Below are 23153 nucleotides of genomic sequence, written 5' to 3' on the forward strand. Positions count from 1 at the left end.
AAATGGCACTTGTAACCCTTACCTCAGACTTTGGCTTGAAGGATTATTATGCAGCAGCGTTAAAAGCTGCCCTGCTCTCCTCGTGTCCATTGCAAAATATGGTTGATATCAGCCATGAGGTCAGTAGTTGCAACATTGCCGAAGCGGCTTTCACCCTCCGTTCTGTTTATCAAGACTTTCCCCTTGGCACTATTCACCTTGTAGCCGTTGGCTCGGCTATGACCCAGCAACATGTGTTGGCTTTTCACAAAGGGCATTTTTTCATTGGGCCCGACAACGGGATTTTAAGCTTGGTTTTCAATGGCCAACAACCAGAAATGCTACTGAGTTTGAATACTGCCGATATGCCAGGGCAAACTTTTCCTGCCAAACACATCTATGCTCCCATAGTTTGCTTACTGCTCGACGATGAGGCGCCCGAAAGTTTGGGAAGCCCCCTTGATCAGCTTCAGCAACGTATAGAATTGACCCCTAGGCTTGAGGCAGACAGAATAAAAGGACACGTAATTCATGTGGACCATTATGGCAACCTTATTTCCAACATCAGCCGAGAAGATTTTGAAAAAGTGCATGCCAACCGCAAGTATCGGATTACGTTTGAATACGAGCGGCACACACGCGTAGACGAAAACTACCATAGTCGAGATTTTGGAGACTGTGTGGCATTTTTCAATAGCAACAATCTCCTAGAAATTGCCATTAACCAAGGCAATGCTTCCGAACTGCTGGGTATGAAGCGGGAAAGCCCTGTTACCATCGAGTTCAAGAACTAGTTTTTCTAAGAAGAATTAAAATACTTTTCTCAAAAAAAAATCAATTTCTTGTCATATTTTCCCAAGGCTTGTCACTAACCATAATAGAGACCCGAAAATCTATTATTGAAAGCAAAACCAGAAAAATGGACAAGTCACCAGAAATGAATAGAATTCTGACACGGATTCAGATCATAAGCAGCATCGTTTGGGCTGCTTTACTCCTAGTTTGCTCCCAAGTACTGCGAGAGTCATTTAAAGAAACCAGCTTAATACTCACTTGTGGATTCTTTATTGAGTTTTTACTTATAAGTTCGTCTAAAAACCTTGTAAAAATCTCACCCACAAAGAAGTATAATTAGCATATGGAAGAAAGCTTTGAGAAAGTGCTTGACGACAACAAGCTCAAGATTTACCGAATGTGCAGAATATACGCAGCTATCCCACTCGAACCTCAAGACCTTTTTCAAGAAGTTGTATTTCAGCTTTGGAAATCCTTTTCAAGTTTCAAAGGGAATTCATCTATCGATACGTGGGTGTATAAGGTTGCCCTGAATGTTTGCCTGCGCTCCAAGGTGAAAATGGATAAAAGCAATAATAAAACCGAGCGGTTTGAGTCGATCAACTTTATACCAGTAGAAAACGATAATAACGCCTCCGAAGATGAGAAATTTTCAACTTTTGAAGGAGTGCATTACTACATTAAATGAAAGCGATGCCTCCATTATCACACTCTATCTGGAAGACTTGCCCTACAAAAAAATTGCACTGATCACGGGGCTTTCCGAAAATCATATTGCTGTAAAAATGAAGAGAATAAGGCAAAAACTCTTCGCTTGTATCACTCCAAAAATCAATTAATATGCAAGAACAAGATTTGAGAAGCATCTGGAACAGTTCTTCTTCAAGTGTGCAAATTTCAATTGAACACGCTCAATTAGCGGAAGAATTGAATGGAAAACTGAGCAGTATCCATAATAAGATTCAAAAAAGAGACCTTTGGGAGATATTGGCATCTGTTCTTGGAATACTTATTTATAGCTGCTTTTTATATTTCTTTTCTCCTCCCTTACAAAAAATTGCTTGTGCCCTTACAATCGTTTGGTTTGTTTTTATCATTTATAGGTTCTACAAATCAAAAAAACAAGCAGTAAAACCTAACTTTACAATGCCACTTACCGAGCAACTAATGCAACAAAAAACTATACTGATCTCTCAGATGAAACTGTTGGGAACAGTAGCCTATTGGTATGTCTTACCTCCATTGCTTTTTAATACATTATTCATTTTTGGTTCAGACGATTTTTCAGAGTACAACTGGGGAAATGGTATGGCCGACAAGGTATTCATATTAGTATTAATAGGAATTAAAATAATGATTTTGGCTATAATCAGCGCTTTTTGCATCTATATTGTTCGTATGAACAAAAGAGCTGCAAACGATTTACAGCCTTTCGTAGATAATATTGAAAGGCTTCAAGAGCAATTGGAAATGGATAAATAAGTTTATTGGACTCTTTTTTACTAAAAAATTCCTATCAGAGACCCCTGCCAAATCCTTGTAGATTATCCCTATATTTGCCCGCCCAATGCCTATTTGCCGCCTGTAAGGTTTTGTGTGCAAAACACATCTTTTTGGAAGGGTGGTGTTCAAAATGGGAAAAATCGAATAGATGATTCCCGAAACTTAAACCGTAACACTTGGTTGAGGGGATAAAGAGTTTAATTAAATCTAAGAATAGAATGGCCGTATTACCATACAAAGGAGAAGATGCTGGGAAAAAGCAGCAAGTAGCAAAAATGTTTAACAGCATCGCTGGCAAATATGATTTTCTAAATCACTTCCTTAGCCTAGGGATTGATATACGCTGGCGCAAAAAAGCCATAGGATATTTGAAGGAACAGCAACCTGAGTCTATCTTGGATGTAGCAACTGGAACTGGCGACTTGGCAATTGAGGCACTATCTTTGAAGCCTAAGAAGATAGTTGGGGTGGATATCTCCGAAGGGATGCTCGAAGTGGGCAAAAAGAAAATTGCCAAAATGGGGGTCGATAATGTGATCGAACTCCACGTAGGCGACTCAGAAAACCTTCAATTTCCCGACAAAACTTTTGATGCAGTGATGGTCGCTTTCGGTGTAAGAAATTTCGAAAATCTGGAAAAAGGCCTTGCCGATATCAAAAGAGTATTAAAAGACGACGGCACTTTGGTGGTGCTCGAATTTTCTAAACCTCAAAAATTTCCATTTAAGCAGATATACAACTTTTACTTCAAATTCATCTTACCGGTTATTGGAAAAGTAGTCTCAAAAGACAATGCGGCATATACTTATTTGCCGGAGTCTGTGTCTGAGTTTCCATATGGTAAATCGTTTTTGGGTATTTTAAATAAGTTGGGCTATAAATCGACGCAATGCAAAGAATTAACTTTTGGAATAAGCTCTATTTACATTGGCAAAAAATAGCTGTTTTTGCCCTATTGGCAACACTTAGCACAGGTGCTTTTGCCCAAGAAGCAACAAATATCAGGCTTCTTGATTTTGACAAGAAAAAAATCCACTATGGCTTTCAGCTAGGACTTTTTACCACAAACCTTAATGTCAAACACTCACAGCACTTTGTTGATGGGCTAGACAGCACAGTGGCAGTTATCCCAAATAGAACGTACAGTTTCTCACTGGGCTTTGTAGTCAACTTTGCCCTCCAAGATGAGCTGTGGGACTTGAGGCTGCTGCCTAATGTTTCTTTCTACAACCATTCGGTTACGTTCGATTATCCCGAATCGAGCAAAACAGAGTTGATAGAAAAGCCAACTACTTTCTTGGAACTGCCCGTATTGTTAAAATACACCTCTATCAGAAGGAAAAACCACCGTTTTTACCTACTAGGTGGGTTTACAGGAGGCATAGGTGTTGGAGGAAAAAAAGGTGCTGAAGGAACAGAAAGCCTTTCCTTAAATAACATGTTACTTGATGTGACCTATGGTGTTGGGCTTAGTGGGTACATGCAGTTATTTCACTTTGCTCCCGAAATTCGGTTTTCACATGGGCTAATAAATATGCACTCTCCTCAGGATAATATTTTTTCAAATAATATTGATAGAATAACAACTCACAAAGTGTCTTTTATTCTCAATTTTGAAGGGTAGAAAAGAATAACTTTTATTAGAAGAAATTAAGCCCATGACCTAGATTTGCCATGGGCTTTTTTATGACCTTCTTCTTCTAATAGGACCAGTCCTTTTTCCAAGTATCTATTATATCGAAAGATACCTTAAACCCGGTATTTGCCCCAGCTTTGCTAGATTCAGACAGTACGCCATATACGCCAAGCCTCAGCCTTCTTCTTGCTCCGAGTTTGAAAACCCGTTCTACACCTGCAAAAATTTCTTCGTGCCTAAAATTACTTTGCTGTACCCACAAAGCTCCTGCTCCTGCTACAGCCCTCAATTGCAGTTTTTTTACAAGTGGAATATTATTGACCAGCGCTCCATTAAAATGGTGAATATGATGGGCTTCTAAAAATAAGCCATTTGCTACCATTGAGGTGTCCAATAATTGAAAAGAATGCAGCGGATTTGAGTAAAGAATAGGATCTGATTGCCTAAACCGTTTGAGATCGATATACTCTAACCCTTTGGTGTTTAAAAATTTCCCAGCTTGTAGGGTGTAGTTCGAATTTCCCAACATGCCGAAAATGATATTTTGTGAGATGCCAGCTTCTACATAATCGAAATCAATATCACTACCTGCTATTCCATTCCACCCTTTTCTGTACAGCATACTAAAAGTGGGAAATTTGCTGCCCAATACTACTTTCTGATGAGGCTCTGTAGTATATCTTTGAAAGGGGGTGTATGAAAATTTAAGGTCAGTGATAAGTGCTTGATAACCCTCAAACTTGATAGGTTCTTCTTCTTCAATTACCTCATTGATAATCGATGTTACATCATATCCGTCTAGTGATTGCCTGTTATTAAATATACCACTTGTATGAAGGTAAAATCCGTTAAATAATTCGAAGTTATGTCCAACCCGGAAATTGTCATTTAGGTAGTACGTCGAAGTACTGAGTAAATTGAGGTACGCATCATAAGGGTTTACAGAGAAAAAAGACCTGCCTCCAGAAAAATAGAAATCTGCCAGTTTGTGGGGGTTGTACCTCATCCAAAACCTTGAATTGCCTTGTAAATCGACATTTCTCAGACCAAAGTTGGCACTTCCACTCACGCTCATCATTTTGCCATTTTTCCACCGCTTAAAAAGCGAAGCATATGGACCCAGGCGAAGACCTCCAATTACTTCAAAATTGATCAGGCTAGTTAAAGAAGTAATGTAGATATCGGTTTTCTTTTCCATATTCCTGAAACCTATGCCATGGAGCAGCACTTCACCCAAAGTGATTTTATTATAAGCTGCTTGCACAGAGTCTTTGTATTCTTTGCTATTGATCACCGCTTCTATGCTGTCTCTGTACAGTACCGTTTTTTTCTGCTGCAGAGTGAGTGCTTCTGGGCGAGACTTGTTCCAATAGGTGGAGTCTTTTTCGTAGGCTTCTTTGGTGGTTAAACTGACCTCATTCCCAAAAAACTTAGGGGGGAAATCAAAGTCCTTTTCATATTCTTTTTGGTGAATAATGGTATTTCCCCTAAAAGTTTTGTTTCTGTTTTGCCTGCTTTCGTAGATAAATTCTTGCCGGTAAGGCACCCAAACGCTATCCCCAATGGATTTGTAATCTTGTTTCAGCTCAAAGGCATCGTATATTTTCAGCCCGCCCTTATTCAGTTCAAGATGCAACCTGTTGATGTTCCACAAGCCATCGTTGATGTACAAATAGCCTTTACAGGTAGAGTTACCCGATTTTCGGGGGATTACCTCTATTTTATAAACCACTTGCCCATTTTCACTCAGAATATCTTCGAGTTTGTATTTATAAGAAAGGATAGAAGTTCGGCTTATGGGGGAAATTACAGGAGCTTCCGCAATTCCTTTTAAGGCTATCAAGTTTTGGTAAAAGTTAAAATCAGTCTCGCTAAAGCGGGGAATAAATAGCCCAGAAGTATTTCCATATGCCTTGTACCCATTCCTGATTTCCTTGTATTTATTTGGATATTGGTAATTCAGCTCAACCTCGATTTCAAGCATATTCAGCTGCTTAGTCGCCAATTGTTTTTGCCTTTCCGCCTCAAAAGGATCTTCGGGTATGCCTGCTACCTCTATGCTTACTTCTTCTTTGTCATTTTTCTTTTTCACCTCCACCGTTTCTGTAGCCTTCACATACAATTGGCTCTTGAAACTTTGGACACTTGTGAGGTTATTCTTTTTATTGTCGATCACAAACTGGATGATTTCATACGCTGGATCTTTTCTTTTAGACCGAATGATGATTTCGTCTAGCTCAGTACTGGATGTTTGCAGCCATACATTTTCTTCAATTATGTCATCTCCTATAGTGACTTGTATAGTTTGGGTTTCGAAACCTACTGCCGAAAAAACTACATCGTAAATACCGGGATTCGAAGTGAAGAAATACTCTCCGTTAAAGTTGGTAGTTGTTCCGGTCTGTAATTGCTTGAAAAAGATGTTGACAAAAGGAATAGGCTCTTGTTTTTCGTTCCTTACCGTGCCTTTTATGCCCTGTGCATGGGTACTGTTGCATAAAATAATAAGCAAGAGCAAGCCGGTAATCACTGGTTCTGAACCCTTGAGTCGGAGGTAGATTTGTGCCAATAGTGATAATTAATTAGTGGATAGTTGAAAATTAGTACAAATGTTTTACGTGTATTTTCCCGGTTGGAAATAATACACAAATAGTAGACGCCAAGAAACAGTATTCCGGAAGTGTACTGATGGCATCAAGGAGGTTTCTGCAGTTACCCGATTTTTCCTATACAATGTGTTGTAGGCTTAAGAGGTTGCTTGCGTGTGAACCTGTTTTTCCAAGGTAGCTGGTTTCATTAGCTATAAATCTCCGATCTGCCATGAAGTACTACACCTGAGAAATGGCTCGGTTCGCTGGGTTTTGTCTTCTATGTAAAAAATTTTTGAAATAAGTTCAAATACACAAAATCTAGTGAGGCTCAAAAAAAAATGGGAGGTTGCGCTGCATTTGCAGCTTTTTTTTTAAACTTCGTCTGTTCAACAAATTCTAGCTAAAACGGATTTGTTTCATAAATTCCCTAACCTTAATTACAGTTTAAAAATGAAAAGACTTTTTTTAATCACAATTACCCTCATCACCTTTGCTTCATTGAGCCAAGCACAAGACGACAAAGAGTTGTTGCCTCCAGAAGCTACAGAATTTTACACACCCACAATAAGAAAAATTGACCCGGGAAATGCAACTACAGCCCCTTCCGATGCCATCGTGTTGTTCAACGGCAACGACCTTTCAGCTTGGGAAGGCCAAAAAGGCAGCAGGCCAAAATGGAAAGTAGAAGGCGATCATTTTACCGTTGAGCCAAAAACGGGTGGAATTACTACCAAGCAAAGCTTTGGCGATATGCAGTTGCACATAGAATGGAGATCACCCCAAGAAGTAAAAGGCGAAGGCCAAGGCAGGGGAAACAGTGGTGTTTTCCTAATGGGGAGGTACGAAGTACAAGTGTTGGATTCGTATGAGAGCAAGACCTATGTAAACGGGCAAGCTGGTAGTATTTATAAGCAATCGCCCCCGCTAGTAAATGCGATGAAACCTGTCGATCAATGGGAAGTCTATGATATCATTTGGAAAGCTCCAAGGTTCAATAAAGACGGCGCTTTGGTAAGCCCCGCTTACGTAACCGTTCTTCATAATGGGATAGTGGTGCAAAACCATTTCCAGCTTATGGGACCAACGGAATACAGAGGAATTCCTTATTACAAAGCACATGAGGATAAATTACCAATTTCCCTGCAAGATCATGGAAATCCTGTGAGCTACAGAAATATCTGGGTAAGAGAACTGTAGAAACTGCTTTTTGGATAAACGGGCTGCTTTCACCATGAAAGCAGCCCGTTTTTTTAGATTTCTGTAAGGGGAAAATGGCGTGTACAACCAATACTCAAAAAAATGCCTTAATTTCCCGTCTGAATTAAGGTTTTATGCATCAATCACAACCATATGAAAACTATACTAATAGCCTTTACAGTATTTTTGCGCAAAGCCACCAAGAAGAAATCCTCGAATTTCAGGAGCATTTGAACCACGAGTTCAAAGACCCAAAAGAATCTCCTTTGACCGAAGAAGATATAAAGACTTTTGAGCACTTGGACTTTTTCCCCATCAACAAGAAATACAAGGTAACCGCTAAGTTCCAAAGAACTAGGAATTCCATTCCCTTTAAAATGAAAACTACCACGGACAGAACGCCCACCTACGAAGTATATGGAATAGCTACATTTGAGTTTGAGGGAAAAGAATACAAACTGAACATCTACCAAAGCCACGATTTGAGGCTGATGCCACAATATGCAAAGCATTTATTCCTTCCTTTCACCGACCTTACCAACGGCAAAGAATTTTACGGAGGAGGCAGGTTTATGGACTTAGAAATTCCTGAGGGTGACAGCATCGTTATCGATTTCAACAAGGCTTATAACCCTTACTGTGCTTACAATGGAAAGTATTCTTGCCCCATTCCCCCCAAAGAAAACGACCTTTCCATTGAGGTAAAAGCGGGAGTGAAAAAATATGGGAAACATTAAGAAGCTGATGAATAGATATGTGAAAAAGTAGTTCCCATGCTTAAACCTTTCTCATAAAAGTGATAGAGAGATCGCTAGAAGCATAATTTTACAGAAAAATTTGCAAAGCAATTCGGTTTAGGTATAAATTAGGGAATACTAGCCTAATACATTTTCCCAACCAAAAACTTTTTCAATAAAACCAATCAGAAAAATGAACCAAGAAAGCCGTTGGTACGAAAACAAAATATTACTCCTTTTCTCGCTTCTTTTTATGTACCCCGTTGGGTTGATTTTTTTGTGGATTAGGAAGACGAGTACAGTTAAAAAAGTGTTTTTCACTGCGGTAGGAGGATTTGCCGCGCTATTTACCACCACCTTTACTTTCGGGATACTTTTTGCTATTTTCCACACCACAGATTATTATGCCAACGGTATGAGGGACTATGAAAATAAAGCCTATGCCCAGGCGGTGCATTCCTTTAACCAAGTTCCCGAAGACGATGAAATGTATGCAGAGGCACAAAAAAAGCTGACCGAAGCCCAAGAGCAAATAAAGTTGGAAGAAGCCCGCAAGGAAAGTATCCGTAATACGGCTTACAATGATCTGTCGGCGAATGTGGAACCTCTTATAAGTGGTCAACAAAATTATTCTGTGCTGCTGTACGATATGGAAAGCCCGAGCTCAGGAAGTGAAGATGTGTATCAACAAAAGTACAAGGTTGTATTGGAAAATGCCGAGGGAATTCCTTATGATACTATCACCGATTGGATGACGGTAAGCGATACTGCTTTTGATTATTTCATAGAAGACCAGGGCATGGAGCTTATGGGTGTTTCTGATCAACAAGTGAGTAGGCACAGCAGCCCTCCTGGTTATAATCGCTACGTGGGCAACACGCAATATGGTACATGGCACACCGATAGCAGTGGTGATAGTTTTTGGGAGTTTTATGGTAAGTATACCATGCTCCGAAGTATTTTTGGCTATTCCAGACCTATTTACCAATATTCTTACCACGATTACAACGATTATTACAGAGGGAGGACTTCGTATTATGGACCACCTTCCACCACGGGGAAAGGCTATGCCTACGGGACTGGAAGTGCAAATGCATCCAAGCAAAACCCGAGAGGTCTTTCGGCAAAAGTACAGAGTAGGGTAACCCGAAGTGGAAGTAGTGGGTACACGGCTAAAAGCTCTTTCAAGTCGAACGTGAATAATTCCATAACCAGAAGTAGCAGCCGAATAAGCAGATCGAATTCCCGAACTTCTTCTATGCGAACTAGCTCTTCTTCGAGCCGAGGTGGAAAGTAAGTTTTTTTGGGATGCCTATTTATTCAACCAACGGGGATTTACTCCGTTGGTTTTTTTATGCCTTTTTCTTATTTACTTTTCTAAACACAAAAAAGCTCCACCATAATGGTGGAGCTCCTGTCTAATTTATATAACCTAATCTTATTTATTTCTTAATAAACCTCTTAGAAGAAGAATAATTTCCGAGTTCTACTTTTAATAAATACAAACCTTGAGGCAGTTGGTCTATCGGCATATTTACCTCGAAACTGTAGCCTGTTTTTTTAGTATTAAGCTCCAACAACTGTTTGCCTAACAGGTTGAATACTCCAATTTTCATCTCTCCTTTTTGTTCGTTGTCCAGGGCTAAGAATACCTCTTGGCTAGCAGGATTCGGATAAAGTTGCAATCCGTTTAGCTCAGCAAAATCTCCTAATCCATTGATGATAGTAGGCTCAGAGATGAAGCGGCACTGATCGTTAAATACTTCCACTTGGTAGCCTCCTGGGTCGGAAGCGGTAATGCTTCTGTTGGTTGCCCCTGCAATGGCTACACCGTCTTTGTACCACTGATAATTAGATGAAACCAAGGAGCTTTCAAGGGTTTCGCCATCAATAAGAATGATAGGAACTGCCAAGCCAGAGTTGTTTTCATTTACTTCTACATTTCTCACAAGCGTTCTGGTAAGCGTTCCGTCAGACACTTTTAACGTGACCGTATAAGTACCGGGGAAGCTATAAATATGGTTTGGATGCTGTTCTGTCGATGTATTCCTTTCAGGGAATTGCTTGTCTCCAAAATCCCATTCCCAGCTAGTTGGGCTACCTGTACTTTTGTCTTCAAACTGGGCTTTTCCAAGCTCGCAGAGCAAATCAGCTTCAAAAGCACCGAACAGTGCATCGGAGCAATCGCCTATGAGCCAGCCGATGCTTTCCACCGAAATAGTACTGTTGTTTCCCGATACATAATCTGTTCTTCCCTCAATGGCTACATTGGTTACGTTGATGTAATCGAAGCAGAAACGGAGCGTAGGATCGTCTGTTTCAAGCGTGGCAAGTCCACCTTCTCCTTGTATCACAATTGGGTTTGCGGCAGTTCCCATCACACTAAAATCTTCGTTGATGAAGTGGGAAACGCCTCCTTGGAAGCTGATACTTGAACCAGCCGTAGCCGTAAGCGAATCTATCACCGAAGCTCCTGTAAGTTGGATGCTGCCGTCCACCGTTAATTTATTGAACGAATTGTTGTTACCTTCTATGGTCAGGTCTACGCCTTCGGCAATGATGTTATGGAATTGCTTTCCACCGCCGTCGAATGTAAAGCTGCTAGCACCATCTGCATTAGAAAAGCGAATGGTAGAGTTTTCAAAGTCGGCTAAAAGAGTAGAGCTTAGGCTAAATTGCTCAGTAATAAGTAATTCGCTATTGGTAATGTTCAATTCTTGCCCTGCCCCAAAAGTGACATCAAAAGAAGGGGAGGTTATTTTTTTATCAACAGCGCTCAAGCTGCCACTTTCTATGGTAATACTTTTTGTGGTAAGATCTGAAAGCATGTTCCAAGAAGCACTGTTGGCTTTGATAATTATATCCGATTCAGCCAAAGTCATTGCCGGTGCTTTTATCGAGTTCTTTTTGGTGATGGGTCCGCTCAGTTCTACAGCTCCGTTGGTGAATTTTACCAGTTCCGAATCTATAGTGAAGTTCCCGTTTACCGAAAGGGTATTTGTACCAAGATCAAACGTAGCATTGTTGGCATTTTCTTTCCAAGTAATATTGAAACATGCAGCATCGTCATTGAACGTGATACTAGCATTGTCGGTCGTAATGGAGTTAGCATCGAATACCACAGGATTTGTAATGCTCGGGACACCAACGCCTGCCGCTCCATTGCTAGAAAGCGACCAGTTGAGAGGGTCATTCCATTCACCGCCAGCTTTACCCACCCAGTAATACGTGGTAAAGTCGAGATCCAAGCTACTAGTTGAAACAATGAGGGAAAAGTTTTGAGGCTCTTCCAAAGTGTTTTTGTGTGTGATTTGGATAGTATATGTTCCTGGTACAGGATCAAGTATTTCTATTTTTTCAACATTATCTCTAAAGTTATCACCTGTGGTAGCGGCTTGATCTACCCGAGAAGGATCGAGGATCCAAGGGGAAAAAGTATTTCCCAACGGATCGGTGATTCTCATGTCAAGGTCGTTTACTAGCATGAGGTCGGCAGGGTCGAGTTGTGGTGCTACTGGTGAGCCAGGCTGGTCTGTCCAGCAAATAGTGGCAACTACAGGCTGAACTCCATTCGATTGTACAGAAATAAATTGCGTTTGCTGATCGCGAATAGTCAGTTCTCTTATCAGGTTGTTCGAATTGTCTTCTTGCTGGATAAGCGCAGCTGCTTTATCGGTGCTGAGTAAGCCCCAGCCGTGTTGGTAATCTGGTCCTAGTTCAGGTCCAGCCTCGTTAGCCGTATGGATAACCAAGCCTTTGAGCGTAGCCGAAAGCATGTACTCACTAGCATGGGTTTCTGAATAAAGCTGTTGCAAAAGAGTGAGCGAGCCTGTGGTGGTAGGGGTGGCCATAGATGTACCAGAAAGTGTATCATATGCTGAGGGAGAGCTAGCCAAGGAAGAATAAACTGCCACACCATCGGCAACTATATCTGGTTTTATACGGCCATCATCCGCAGGTCCCCAGCTACTGAACTTGCTCATTATGATGTCTTCGGGTTTTGAGTACCCATTCTCAATGGCTTCCACTGCACCTACTGTCAATACGTTTTTGGCAATTCCTTGTGGACCTATACAATCGTAAGGACCATCTGGTGGGCGAGAGCCATCCCCAACATCTGTTCGGTCGTTACCGGCAGCTTGTACCATGAGGTAATAAGGCGCATTGGTGGTAAATTCATCCCAAAGGCGGCTTTTTTCATTGTAAAAACCAAACAAGTAATCTTCTGAACTCGAGATGCTAGGTTCTCCGAGCCAAGTCCAGCCTGTACCTGCTGAATTCACTGTCCAGCCCAGTACCCTTCCATAGGAATGGTTTGAAAGCAGCAGCAGGCCTTGCGAAAGTTCGTTGGAGATTTCAGCGTCGTCGTTAGCAAAATCATACACAAACGCATTTGCTTCATAGGCCATCCCTCTAGCTTGAGGGTCAACACCTCCTGCTATAATAGTTCCTGTTACATGGGTGGAATGATCTGAGCTTAGGCCTAAAGGATCATCAGTGATTGAGCCTCTGGTTTCCGCTCTTCCTTGGAATTCTTGGTGGGTTTCGAGGAAATTGCCTCCGTCCCAAACGCCTACCAACATTCCTTTTCCAGTGATATCTAAGCCTAAGCCTTCTCCCAAGCTCAATCTTTGAGAGCCTGAAGTGATGGCTGCTTTTTCATTGAAAAGAGTATAGTAAATAGGCTGTCCAAATTGGGTGATGCCTACAATTTCGAAAACTTCCCCACTGGCTGTGGCACCTCTAATGGGAAGGTTTTTCTCCAAGGCTAGCTTCTCGGCTTCTGCTTTTCTTTTCCAAAAGGTCTCGGAAAGTTCGGCAGACCTCGTTTTGAGGTACTGCGTATTGGTCACGTCTTGCCAAGCTTGCGCCGAAACTTGGAAGCTGCTTAAAATGACCATTGCTGTTATAATTATTGCTATTCTCATAGACTAAAATCGTTGATAATGTATAGTTTAAGCTGGGACGAAGCTTGTTGTTTTATAAGGATAAATGCTATTCAACTTTTACTTTGTAGGTGTACCTGGCAAAGCCGCTTTGGTCTTGGTCGATACCAATATTGGTACTAAGGCTAAGGTTGGTCTTAAAACCAAATACTAAAGTAGTAGGGGTAAGTTCAACTAGATCATAAGGGTCTAACCCTCCAAGTGACAAGGTTGAGTTTGCTACATTGATACCCCAGTCAATACTTATCGGTTCAGGTTCTGCCGTAGGATCGCAGTTGTCTAAAATCTCTAATATTTTACCTTTTCGGTAAAAGGTGAACTTACCAGAAAATACACAGCCAGGGTCGAAAGTTTCCGTTCTAATAGACTCGTCATCGAATATGAATTCAAACTTTTCAAACCTCCAAGATTTTTGAGTCTCTCCAGTGAGCATCTTCGAGTAAGTGGAAGGAATGGGGTCAAGGTCTTCGCTACAGCCTGCTAGGCTCAAGAGAGCTAATCCTAGCCCTAAGGTCTTCATTTTTCCTATAAGGGATTTCTTTGTAAAAAAACGTTTCATATCTATTGCAACATTTTGTGTCGGTATCGTTTATATTTTCCGTTCGGCGTTTCTTAAGTTTTTAAGCTTAGCCTTTCTATTAATTCTTTTTTGAAGCGGTGAAGTTCCTTGTTACGTTACCTCGTACATCCATGGTATAGGTAAATACGATGCGGCCGCCTTCTTCGTCGAACGAGCCTGAAGCTTCTGTTCTTGTGCTTGTATTAAGGGACAACCCTTGCACGATTTGTTCGGGAAGGCTGAACCCTCTTTGGCAAAGGTCGAGATTGGCAAAAACTTCTGCATCGGCAACTCCACCCAAGCCTTTGATGATCAATTGGTTGTTTGAGTCAAAGTTTGGGGCAATGGTGATATCATACTCTTCTTCGAAAGCACCCTCCTCTACACCAATGGTTTCGGTTACTGCCCAAGTTCCCTCCAACAAGCGAAGATCTACCAAGCAGTCGTCATCGGAAATGGTGTAGCTGGTTGATCTTCCAATTATTCCGCCGCCACTTCTGCCTATTTCCAAGCCATTGTTTACCCCGTTTATGGTAAAAACAATCTCTCTATCTCCATCAGTTTTGCGGTTGTTGATAGGGACAAATTGGATGATTGCTTCACTTTCTCCAGCTGGGATTACTATTTTTTTGTCAGTAGCATTCAGCAACCTATAATCTACATTTTCCACAGCATCGCCAAAGAGGTCAAAGGAAACTTCTGTATCGGCATTGAGCAGTGGGCTGGCGATATGCACCTTTACTTCTATACTTTCATTGCGGTTGAGGGTAGTAGGGTAGTTGTTGTTTTCAACTACTGCTCCGCTCAGCTCGGTAAACCTCACATGGTAAGGACCTTCGAACAAAATCCTCTCAGAATCTTCGCAACCACTTGCCAAGGCTAGGAAGAATAGAATAAGGCCAAGTTTTAATACTGATGTAGCTCTATTGTTCATATAAATAATGCTCTCTATATTTTATAATTTTCTGAAAGTCAGTTTTTGTAGATTTAGTACCCAGGGTTTTGAGAACCAGCTAAGCCAGGGTTGTTTTGGATTTCCCTGAGTGGCACTGGCCACAGCAAGTTTTTATCCGACCAGTTTGGGGTAAAAGCTCTCATTACTTCGTTTACCCTTCCCGTTCTTTTAAGATCGTACCAGCGATGACCTTCAAAGCCCAATTCTACTTGTCTTTCCCTTTCAATTTCCAGTAACAAAAGATTTTTGGTATTGGTGTCTGTTGGGTCTACACCGCTCCTTTGCCTAATGATATTTAGGTCGGACCTGGCTGAGTTCAAGTTATTCTTCTGTGCACGGGCTTCAGCTCTTATTAGGTACATTTCTGCAAGGCGGAACACAGGTACATTGTCGAAAGGTCCGTAGCGGGAAACAGTCCAGCCATTATCGCTGCCTTTAATAAGGTTGGGGTCGAAGGTGAGAACAGCTTCTCTGTCGCCTCCGCTCGACTGGAAAGTTGTCACAATATCGTTGGTCGGGATAATTTCCCTACGAGTAGAAAACAAGTTGTTCAACCCGTAATTGGTAGAAGTACCCGGGTTGTCGTTCGCCGAATAGACAATTTCTAAAATAGACTCGCGACTAAAATCGGTAAGCACATCGCCAAAGTTTGCTTCTAACTCATAGTCTGTTGTTCCCACGCCATCTATAACATCCGTGGCAAATTCGTCTGCCTTGTCCCAGTTTTCTTGGTAGAGATAGAACCTTGCCAAAGCTGCTTTTACCGCACCGTTGGTAAGGTCGCCGCTGTTGAACGATTCTTCGGGAACTTTGTCGAGGGCAAAAAGTAAATCTGCTTCTATTTGTGCAATTACCTCCGCTTTAGGTGAGCGGGGAATATCTCTGTTTGCAGTGATGTCTGTAGAAAGTACCAAAGGCATGTCTCCAAAGGTGTTTACCCCTACAAAATATCCGTACCCTCTGAAAAAGCGTGCATAAGCCAAGAACAATTCTTTTTGAGAATCCACCAAGTTATCCATCTCGGGAACACCTTCTAACAAAAAGTTGACGGTGTAGAGCATGGAATAAATTGTTCCCCACATCGCATTGGCCGAGCCATTGGATGCGGACATATCTTTGGTGCCAACCTCGATGTATTGGGTGAATGTGCCGTTGTGGGTAAGATGGTCGGCCGTCATGTCAGCAGCTATAATCTGAACTGCTTGCAAATTTGCCAAGCCCCTGTAAAGAGAAGTAATAACCGTGCGGACAGACCCTGCATCCGTCAAAACCAAATCGTTGGTGATTCGGTCGTTGGGCTGAGGTTCTAGTACTTCTTGGCAAGAAGCGATAAGCAAAACGCCGGCAAAAAATAAGTTGATAGAAAGTTTCTTCATCTATATGTAGTATTGAATATCCTTAGAAAAATTCATTCTTAAAATCCAATGTTTAAGCCAACTAACATCGTTCGTACTTGTGGGAATGTGTAAAAGTCCATTCCTTGGGAAACGGTAGAACCATCATTGGTATTTACTTCGGGGTCGGCCCCGCTATAGTTGGTAAGTGTGTAGAGGTTCGTGCCTGAAACATAGATCCTCGCACTCGATAATTTGATCTTGTTGAGCATTACATCTGGGATATTATAGCCCAATGAAACGTTTTTGAGCCTCAAGTAGGAGCCATCTTCTACAAACCTGCTACTAAAGCGGTTATTGAAGGTATTGCCCAATTCGTACCTTGGCACATCGGTGATGTCACCTGGTTTTCTCCATCGTTGCAGCGCTTTGGTTATTTGATTCTCGTCTACATTTTCCCCAGAGTTGAGCAAGCCGGTATTGGCAAAGTTGATCATCTCGTTTCCGTAAGAAAACTGGAAGAAAATAGCGAGGTCAAAGTTTTTGTAATACATATTGGAAGTAAATCCACCTGTTAGGTCGGGCTGTGCGTTACCAATTATCACTCCATCGTCGGCGGTGAGCTGCCCATCATTGTTTATGTCATCGTAAATAGCATCGCCCGTTCCAGGATCGACCCCTAAGAACCTGAGTCCCCAAAATGTACCAAGTGGCGAGCCTGGGGTGATGATGTGGGTGCTATTGGTAAAGGTTTGATAGCCTGCATACTGAGGTTCATCGGTTGCTAGTTCTACCACCTCGTTTCTGTTGCCAGAAAGGTTCATGCCAGCATTCCATTTGAAGTTTTTGTCTATAATTACTCCGTTCAGGTTGAGTTCTAAGCCTTTGTTTACAATCTCTCCAAGGTTACCCTGTACCGAGCCAAATCCTGTGGTGAATGGCAAGGTTTCGGAAAGAAGGAGGTCGCCGGTTACGTTGTAGTAAGCATCTAAGTTGATTTCTAATCGATTGTCAAAAAAGCCAAGATCCAAACCTACGTTTCCTTCCAATGTCTGTTCCCATTGCAAAAGTGGGTTGGCCAAGTTAACAGGAGCAATGGCCGGAACGCCGTTGTAAGCAGTACCTGCCGCCCAAGATTCTAAGAACAAGAAATTGCCGATGCTTTGGTTACCCGTTACTCCCGCACTTGCTCTTAGCTTCAGTTCACTTATTTTTTCAATATTTTCCATGAAGCTTTCTTGGGCTATTCTCCATCCGAGCGAGGCGGCTGGGAAAAACCCGAAGCGCTTGTCTTCACCAAAACGAGAAGATCCATCGTACCGGGCATTCAGTTTTACTAAATATTTTTCTTCGTAGTCGTAATTAACTTCTGCAAAGGCTGAGAGCAAACCGCTTTCTACTAAGTAAGAGGAGCCATCGAAAACTAAACCTGCAGACTGGAGGTAGGTAAACTGATCATTGGGAAATAAAATACCAGAAGCGCTTCCGCCCCTGCTAGTTGATTTTAACACCTCGCCGCCAAGCAATATGCCTATTCGGTGTTTATCGCTTATCTGCTTGTTGTAAGTGAGCAAAGTGGTATTAAGTAAAGTTGCGCCTTCAAAAGTAGAATAGATTCCGTAGCCTTGCCCTTGTGTAAAATCTAATGTACCACCAATAGCTGTAGTAGAAGGTTCAAACTGGTCTTCTGCCGACCCGTTGTAATCAATACTGAATTTTGTTTTGAATACAAGGTCGGAAGTTAGGTCATATTCAGCATAAAGCCCACCTGTGAGTTTGTTGGCATGGGTATCGAACCGTGGTTCTGTTGCTTGTGCTAAAGGGTTGAAGTTGGGGAAATCTGCATAGCCAACATCGCCAGGAGCATTTAATCGACCTTCTTCATTGTAAGGTTCGTACCAAGGCAGGCTTCGGATAGCACCCGAATATACTCCATCCAAAAAGTTATCACCTTTCACCCTTTTATTGAGAGTGCGGGCCATGGTCATGTTTATTCCAAACCTGAATTTATCAGTTGCATTATGGTCAATATTAAAAGTACCTGACCACCTTTCAAACTTGTTGTTTTGGATAACCCCTTCCTCGTCCCTATACGCCGCACTGATGTAAAACTTCGTTTTGTTGCTCCCTCCTTGTGCCGAAAGTTGGTATGACTGAACAATGGCTTGTCGTGTCACTACATCAATCCAATCTGTGTCCACTCCATCGGTTATCCCAGGAATTCCTGCTTTGTCAGGATCGTCGCCTGCATTTGCATACGTTTCACGTTGGAGTTCGAGTAACTCTTCGGAATTAAGAAGGTCTATCCTGCCCACGGGGTCTATCACGCCTCTTTGGGTTTCAAAATTGATCTTAGTTTTTTGGCGGGTCTTTCCTTTTTTGGTGGTGATAAGTACCACTCCATTCGAAGCCCTAGAGCCGTAGATGGCTTTTGCCGAGGCATCTTTTAGTATTTGGATAGACTCGATATCGTTGGGGTTGATGGTGGAAAGGGCATTGTCACCCTGCCCGCCAAAGCTTCTTCCGGTTAGGTTGCCTTGTGCAACAGGAATACCGTCTACTATAAACAAAGGGCTATTTGAACCAGAAATAGACGAGTTTCCTCGTACCCGTATCATCATGCCGCCTCCGGGAGTGCCTGAAGATTGGGTGACCATCACCCCGGCAGCTCTTCCTTGTAATGCTTGGTCCATACCGACCACGGGCATTTCCTTGAAATCTTCTGCCGAAATTGAGCTGATTGAGCCTGAAATGGTTTTCTTTTCTTGTTGGGAATAGCCCGTCACCACTACTTCGTTTAGCTCCTGCACATCGGGCGACATGGTCACATTTATACTGCGTTGCTTCTTCACCGCAATCTCTACATTTTGGTAACCTATGTAGGAAAATACCAAAATAGAATCGGAAGGGGAGAGGTTGATGCGGTATTTGCCATCTATGTCGGTGATGGCACCATTTACGGTGTTTTTGACCAAAACGGTTACCCCAATGAGCGTAGCGCCATCTTCCTTAGATGTAACTGTGCCAGTGACAACCCTGTCTTGTGAAAACCCTTGCAGGGCAATGGCTGAAAATGTTAGAAATAGTAGTAGTCTCTTCATTAAATCAATGATTGTTGAGCTTCTTCAATAATTGCTGTCCCTGTAACTCCTACAGCAAGCCAGCTTTGAAAATTGGCAAATTTTATACTTTAATCAAAAGCTTTAAAGGTATTCTTTTTCACCTATGGGTTTTGAATAGCATGTATATGCCATAGGCAAGAACCCTGAGTAGAGGGACAGTTACCCCGCTAGCTTGATAGGTAGAAATAGATAATTTCCAAAGCTGAAAATTACAGATAAGGTCTTTAGTGTAGTGTGGTTATTTGTTGAATAGTAGTTTGTTAGTACTAATGCTGAAGTGGGAATTTGTTCAGTTGGTTGTGTTGAGCAAGTTAAGGCTTGTAGTATTTTCCTGAGAAAATATAATTTTAGTAAATCTATGAAGAATGATGCTTTATTTTATATTTGCAAGGAACGCTTATATAAAAAGTTTACCATCCTTATTCTATAGAATAATTAATAAACAGAAATTTAGCGGTTCGGTTTCAAAATTCATGATTTAGTCTTAAAAAATATTTTTGAGACCAACCAAATGCCGAATTCCAGCATCTGTCTTTTATAGCTATCTTCAGCTGAAGATAGCATCGACTTAACCTCTCTATTCTGACACATCCATCTTTTATAAGGTTGAAAAGCCTTAAAAGAAAATCACTCATTTTGGGGGATGTTTCCTTTGTGCTCTGGGCACAAAATCAGCTTTGCTCAAATTTATTTGGGTGGAAATGCAAAAATCACCGGGATTTTGAAACTAAAACTTATAAATAAAATTATATTTAGTTAGTGGTTGGGAAATAACTGCGGCAGTTTGGGGACTAATAAGTTGCGATTTGCCAAAGGATTTTGCTCCATTTTGAAGAAAGAAACTATACAATTTTTAGGCAAATCATTAATTAATAAATCAAGTGCTATGAGAAAATTAAAACTACTAGTTCTAGCCTTATCGTTCATTGCGATGGGAATAATATCAAGCTGTAGCGAAGAAGACCTAGGTCCCGCTCCTGTTACGGAGTTTGCGGCAAATGCCAAAGTCGCTGAAGTAGGAGAGTCAATTAAATTCACCAATAGTAGTAGCCTTACTTCAGGTGAAAGTCTTACTTATTCTTGGGATTTTGGCGATGGCTCTACTTCTACTGATGCAAACCCTACTAAAAGGTATCAATCAACTGGTACGTATCCAGTGATGCTTACTGCAACATCAGCGTCAGGTGCTTCTGCGGTTATGTCGGATACTATAAGAATAGGTGAAAGGTATCTGTCTTCATTATCTATTGCTGCTGTAGAGCTTGATGTATATACGGTCGTAAGTGAAGGTGACACGCTTTTTGGGTGGGATGAAGATGGTTCGGGTCCAGATATATTGTGGCAATTAGTTAATGTAAATGCTACATCACAAGAAGAGCAGGTAGTTGGGATAGAGACACCAATCGAAAATTTTGATAATACGCAAGTCATAACCTTTACAGTTAGCTCGAATTTCATTTTAAAAAACTCAAACTATTATATAGAATTTGTTGATAGTGATGATGGCACTACTGCAGAAGCTATAATTGCAGGTTATTTTAATCCTTCGGATTTAGATGTATATAACCCAAATACTTTTGATTTTAATAATTTTTCGGGAGAGTTGGGTAAGGATCCTGAAACAGGAGAAGGAATGCTCATAATAGCAAGCAATCTTATGATATCATATCTTATCTTTGAAATTCGATAATCTTTTGTTGTGTTCAAAGCAAAAAGCCACTGTTCTTTCAAGAGCAGTGGCTTTTTGCATGTACTGGAAATAGTGTTACATCACCAATTTGTAGGCAACTACCCTGTCATCGCCAAAGGTGGGAACTAGTAAAATATTTTCCTCTTGTATAAACTCATGGTCTGCAGCATTTATGCTTTCTCCAGAGGTGTCTAGCAATAAAATAGGTTCTTCCCCAGGCTTTACTAGGTGCACATGCCCTACCCAGTCCGAAACAATGAAAGTTCCATTTTGCGTAGGCTTTAATCCATCTACTCCGGAGGGTGCAACGCAATATTTATTTACTTGCCCTTCCTTATTTATTTTAGAAACTGCTTGGCTGCTGCCCACGTAAAGGTGTTGGCCATCGTGGTACAAACCATTGGGGCTCTTTAGGTCTAGTGTTATCCACTCTTCAAAAGTACCATTGGCAAGAGTATACACTTTCCCTGCATTCATATCGGTAACATATATTATTCCATCGTTTCCTACAGCTACATCGTTTAAAAACTCAGCTCCCTCGCCCTTGTACCTGTTTTTTACCTCTCCCGTTGCTAAGCTTACCTCCACTAGTTCGTCAATATCCGATACATAGAGAAAGTCTTCTTTAATAGCCATTCCTTTGGGCGCATTTAAGCCAGTGGTCCATTCCAATGTCTCTATTACCCCATCTTTTGTGAGTTTGCTAATGAAGCCATTCCCATCTTTCTCGGTAGGGGCTCCGTTGATGTTGGTCACATAGAGGATGTCTGAAGCAGGATCGTAAAGGACAGATTCAGGGGTTTTTAAGCCTTCTGGTGTTGACCATATTTCAGTGAGGATGTACTCTTGCACATCAGGTAATATTTCAGTTTCTTCTTGTACCTCGTTTTTTTTAGGCGAGCAGGAAGGTAGTGTAAGCATAAGTATTACGAACCAACATGCAGTTTGTTTTAATTGTTTTTCCATAGGAATTAGGAGGTTTTATTGTTGAAAAAATGATACTTCTTTTGAAGGTTAAATAGATAAGTTAATTTAGAACTGTCTTGTTGTTGGTAAGTTTGGTTGGGAGATAAAAAACTTCGTGTTTTCGGTTCTTTATCTTGTTTTTTGGTGAAATCGATATGTGATAATAGGCAGGTTGAAAAGAGTAATTTCAATTTAGGTATTAAAACCCAAGCATTCTATAATTTGGATGAAAAAATATAAAGAAGAAATCATTAAAGTCCCGAGGTTCAGTGAGGAGAATGGGTTTTATACAACGAAAGCCCGCTCCAAGCTAATGGGGAAAATAAAAGGTAAAGAAACTAAGCCTGAGCAAAAGCTGCGCAAGGCACTCTGGAGCTTGGGAGTTCGCTACCGAAAAAATGTGAAAAAACTGCCCGGTTCACCAGATGTGGTCATTTCTAGGTACAAATTGATCGTATTTGTAGATGGAGAATTTTGGCATGGGCACAACTGGTCGGTCAGGAGGGGAAAGCTAAAATCTAACCGGGATTTTTGGATACCCAAAATAGAACGTAACATGCAGCGAGATAGGCAAAACAATGAGCAACTTCGTTACCGAGGCTGGGCTGTTATGCGATTTTGGGAATATGAAATTAAGAAAGAATTTGGGTCTGTGCTACACAAAATTTGCCAGTACATCGATGAATACGAGAAGTATCACCTATAGTCAACTTGCGGTTAGGCAGGTTTTAAGGCACTGGACAACGTTGTGTCAATTTCTTGGATGTTAAAAGGCTTACTAAAATACTTTAAGATCAATCCCGAGTCTAGGGCTTGTTGTATGTCAGAACTGATTTCGAACCCTGTTAAAATACAGAATTTTTTATCCTGATAAATTGCTTTTGCCTTTCTGATAAAGTTCAACCCATCCATTTTAGGCATTTTCATGTCGCTTATCACCACCATGATGTTGGGATTGCTTTTCAGGGTATCAAGTCCATCGTAACCATTTTCTGCAGTAAGGATATCGAATTTCCCCAAGAAATTGATTTCAAAAAGCTGCAAGTTTATAGGCTCATCATCTACGTAGAGTATTTGTGCGCTGCTGCTCATGTTTTGGATATTTTATAGTTGCTATGAATGTTAATACCATAAATGAAAACA

18 protein-coding genes are annotated in these 23153 nt (G+C 41.2%); 10 read left to right on the top strand and 8 right to left on the bottom strand.

Translation table 11 applies throughout. From position 1 onward, the window contains the following. Nucleotides 1-2: 2 nt before the first annotated feature. The 5 genes from R9C00_04985 (at nt 3) to R9C00_05005 (ending at nt 3901) form a co-directional block, all read left to right on the top strand. Nucleotides 3-773 carry an SAM-dependent chlorinase/fluorinase gene (locus R9C00_04985; protein ID WPO36799.1) on the top strand — a complete coding sequence of 257 codons (771 nt, stop codon included), beginning with the start codon at nt 3-5 and terminating at the stop codon, nt 771-773. Nucleotides 774-1117: 344 nt separating this feature from the next. Next, nucleotides 1118-1462: a sigma-70 family RNA polymerase sigma factor gene (locus tag R9C00_04990; GenBank protein WPO36800.1), complete on the top strand. Its 345-nt coding sequence runs from the start codon at nt 1118-1120 to the stop codon at nt 1460-1462. Nucleotides 1463-1614: 152 nt separating this feature from the next. Beyond that, on the top strand, nt 1615-2256 hold the full coding sequence (locus R9C00_04995; protein WPO36801.1) for a hypothetical protein: 642 nt from the start codon (nt 1615-1617) through the stop codon (nt 2254-2256). Nucleotides 2257-2495: 239 nt separating this feature from the next. After that, on the top strand, nt 2496-3218 hold the full coding sequence (ubiE, locus tag R9C00_05000; GenBank protein ID WPO36802.1) for a bifunctional demethylmenaquinone methyltransferase/2-methoxy-6-polyprenyl-1,4-benzoquinol methylase UbiE: 723 nt from the start codon (nt 2496-2498) through the stop codon (nt 3216-3218). Beyond that, a complete protein-coding gene (locus R9C00_05005) occupies nt 3167-3901 on the top strand; it encodes an outer membrane beta-barrel protein (GenBank protein ID WPO36803.1) in 735 nt (244 codons plus the stop codon). The genes ubiE and R9C00_05005 overlap by 52 nt, the downstream gene beginning before the upstream one ends. Before the next feature lie 76 nt (nt 3902-3977). Here the strand turns inward: R9C00_05005 and R9C00_05010 are convergent, their stop codons facing one another. Continuing rightward, nucleotides 3978-6482, bottom strand: a complete 2505-nt coding sequence (locus tag R9C00_05010; GenBank protein ID WPO36804.1) for a DUF5686 and carboxypeptidase regulatory-like domain-containing protein — start codon at nt 6480-6482, stop codon at nt 3978-3980. Between the two features lie 472 nt (nt 6483-6954). On the opposite strand from R9C00_05010, the gene R9C00_05015 reads away from it, so the two are divergent. From R9C00_05015 to R9C00_05025, 3 genes are all read left to right on the top strand, one after another. Beyond that, nucleotides 6955-7701, top strand: a complete 747-nt coding sequence (locus R9C00_05015; protein WPO36805.1) for a DUF1080 domain-containing protein — start codon at nt 6955-6957, stop codon at nt 7699-7701. A 134-nt stretch (nt 7702-7835) separates the two neighbouring features. After that, nucleotides 7836-8438 (top strand): DUF1684 domain-containing protein, encoded by a 603-nt coding sequence (locus R9C00_05020; protein ID WPO36806.1) that lies wholly within the window; start codon nt 7836-7838, stop codon nt 8436-8438. Nucleotides 8439-8631: 193 nt separating this feature from the next. Then, nucleotides 8632-9735: a hypothetical protein gene (locus R9C00_05025; protein ID WPO36807.1), complete on the top strand. Its 1104-nt coding sequence runs from the start codon at nt 8632-8634 to the stop codon at nt 9733-9735. Nucleotides 9736-9880: 145 nt separating this feature from the next. Here R9C00_05025 and R9C00_05030 read toward each other — a convergent pair whose 3' ends face one another. The 5 genes from R9C00_05030 to R9C00_05050 form a co-directional block, all read right to left on the bottom strand. Then, nucleotides 9881-13366 (bottom strand): S8 family serine peptidase, encoded by a 3486-nt coding sequence (locus tag R9C00_05030; protein WPO36808.1) that lies wholly within the window; start codon nt 13364-13366, stop codon nt 9881-9883. A gap of 67 nt (nt 13367-13433) precedes the next feature. Beyond that, complete coding sequence (locus R9C00_05035; protein ID WPO36809.1) at nt 13434-13943, bottom strand: hypothetical protein; 510 nt, start codon at nt 13941-13943, stop codon at nt 13434-13436. A gap of 79 nt (nt 13944-14022) precedes the next feature. Further along, nucleotides 14023-14877 (bottom strand): hypothetical protein, encoded by an 855-nt coding sequence (locus R9C00_05040; protein WPO36810.1) that lies wholly within the window; start codon nt 14875-14877, stop codon nt 14023-14025. A gap of 53 nt (nt 14878-14930) precedes the next feature. Further along, nucleotides 14931-16274: a RagB/SusD family nutrient uptake outer membrane protein gene (locus R9C00_05045; GenBank protein WPO36811.1), complete on the bottom strand. Its 1344-nt coding sequence runs from the start codon at nt 16272-16274 to the stop codon at nt 14931-14933. 38 nt (nt 16275-16312) lie between these two features. After that, nucleotides 16313-19333 carry a TonB-dependent receptor gene (locus tag R9C00_05050; GenBank protein WPO36812.1) on the bottom strand — a complete coding sequence of 1007 codons (3021 nt, stop codon included), beginning with the start codon at nt 19331-19333 and terminating at the stop codon, nt 16313-16315. 952 nt (nt 19334-20285) lie between these two features. Here R9C00_05050 and R9C00_05055 point away from each other — a divergent pair. Then, a complete protein-coding gene (locus R9C00_05055) occupies nt 20286-21044 on the top strand; it encodes a PKD domain-containing protein (GenBank protein ID WPO36813.1) in 759 nt (252 codons plus the stop codon). A gap of 75 nt (nt 21045-21119) precedes the next feature. Here R9C00_05055 and R9C00_05060 read toward each other — a convergent pair whose 3' ends face one another. Beyond that, nucleotides 21120-22010: a hypothetical protein gene (locus R9C00_05060; GenBank protein ID WPO36814.1), complete on the bottom strand. Its 891-nt coding sequence runs from the start codon at nt 22008-22010 to the stop codon at nt 21120-21122. A gap of 226 nt (nt 22011-22236) precedes the next feature. Between R9C00_05060 and R9C00_05065 the strand changes: the two genes are divergently transcribed. After that, nucleotides 22237-22716 carry a very short patch repair endonuclease gene (locus R9C00_05065; GenBank protein ID WPO36815.1) on the top strand — a complete coding sequence of 160 codons (480 nt, stop codon included), beginning with the start codon at nt 22237-22239 and terminating at the stop codon, nt 22714-22716. A gap of 11 nt (nt 22717-22727) precedes the next feature. On the opposite strand, the gene R9C00_05070 is transcribed toward R9C00_05065, so the two are convergent. After that, the gene (locus R9C00_05070) at nt 22728-23102 is read right to left on the bottom strand and encodes a response regulator (GenBank protein ID WPO36816.1); all 375 of its coding nucleotides are present in this window, start codon (nt 23100-23102) and stop codon (nt 22728-22730) included. Between the last annotated feature and the right edge of the window lie 51 nt (nt 23103-23153).

The organism is Flammeovirgaceae bacterium SG7u.111 (assembly GCA_034044135.1).
Lineage (GTDB): Bacteria > Bacteroidota > Bacteroidia > Cytophagales > Flammeovirgaceae.